Annotated in this window: 1 protein-coding gene; it reads left to right on the forward strand. The window is 73.3% G+C overall.

Annotation, left to right across the window (positions count from 1 at the left end):
- Window positions 1-287 precede the first annotated feature (287 nt).
- On the forward strand, window positions 288-1,035 hold a 748-nt coding region (locus tag FV222_RS27165), incomplete at its 3' end, for a glycosyltransferase (RefSeq protein ID WP_147816238.1).

Genomic DNA, 1,035 nt, shown 5'->3' on the forward strand with positions numbered 1-1,035 from the left:
GGCCGGACACCGTGCTGGTCCTCACCGGGCCGCCCGGAAGCGGCAAGAGCCATCTCGCCTCGATCTGGGCGACGCGGACGTCGAGGCCGGCCTCGGCGAGGCGCCGGGCGGCGGCGGCACCCGCCATGCCGGCCCCGAGGATCGCGACGGTTCCGCCTCCGGCCAAAGCTTCGCTCCCTCATCCGCTTGGTGCTGCTGTCATACGGCTGAAACGCGCGCGCTGTTAGGGGCAGTCAGCCGACGCGGCCGCGCGCCGCGGGACAGGCCGGTTCGGAGATGCCCGCCGCATGGGTCTCGTCAGCACCTTTCCGGCCCCGGACGGCACCACGGTCGCCCTCGTGCTCTGCGCACTCCTGACGGCCCTGCACCTCGCGAGCCTCGTCGTCGCCGGCCGGCGGATCGGGCGACATGCGTCCGGGACGACGTTTCCGGTGGGCGCGCCCGTCTCGCTGGTGCGTCCGGTCTGCGGCCTGGAGACCTTCAGCGAGGAGACGCTCGCCCGCGGCTTCGCCCTCGACTACCCGGCCTACGAGATCGTCTTCTGCGTCGCCGACGCCGCCGACCCCGTGCTGCCGCTGGTCCGCCGGCTGGTCGCGGCGCACCCGCGGGTCCCGGCCCGCATCCTCGTCGGCGACGAGCGCATCAGCGACAACCCGAAGCTCAACAATTGCGTGCGCGGATGGGAGGCGGCGCGGCACGATTGGATCGTCATCGCCGATTCGAACGTGCTGATGCCCACCGATTACCTGCAGCAACTGCAGGCCGCCTGGCGCGACGACACCGGCCTCGTCTGCTCGACGCCGATCGGCGCCCGCCCGGACGGGATCTGGGCCGCGGTCGAATGCGCCTTCCTCAACACCCTGCAAGCCCGCTGGCAATATGCCGGCGAGGCGGTGGGGCTCGGCTTCGCGCAGGGCAAGAGCATGCTCTGGCACCGCCCGTTCCTCGAGGCGCGGGGTGGCATCCGGGCGCTCGCCGCGGAGATCGCCGAGGACGCGGCGGCGACGAAGCTCGTGCGCGCGGCCGGCCGCCGGG

This window comes from Methylobacterium sp. WL103, assembly GCF_008039885.1.
GTDB classification, from domain to species: Bacteria; Pseudomonadota; Alphaproteobacteria; order Rhizobiales; family Beijerinckiaceae; genus Methylobacterium; species Methylobacterium cerastii.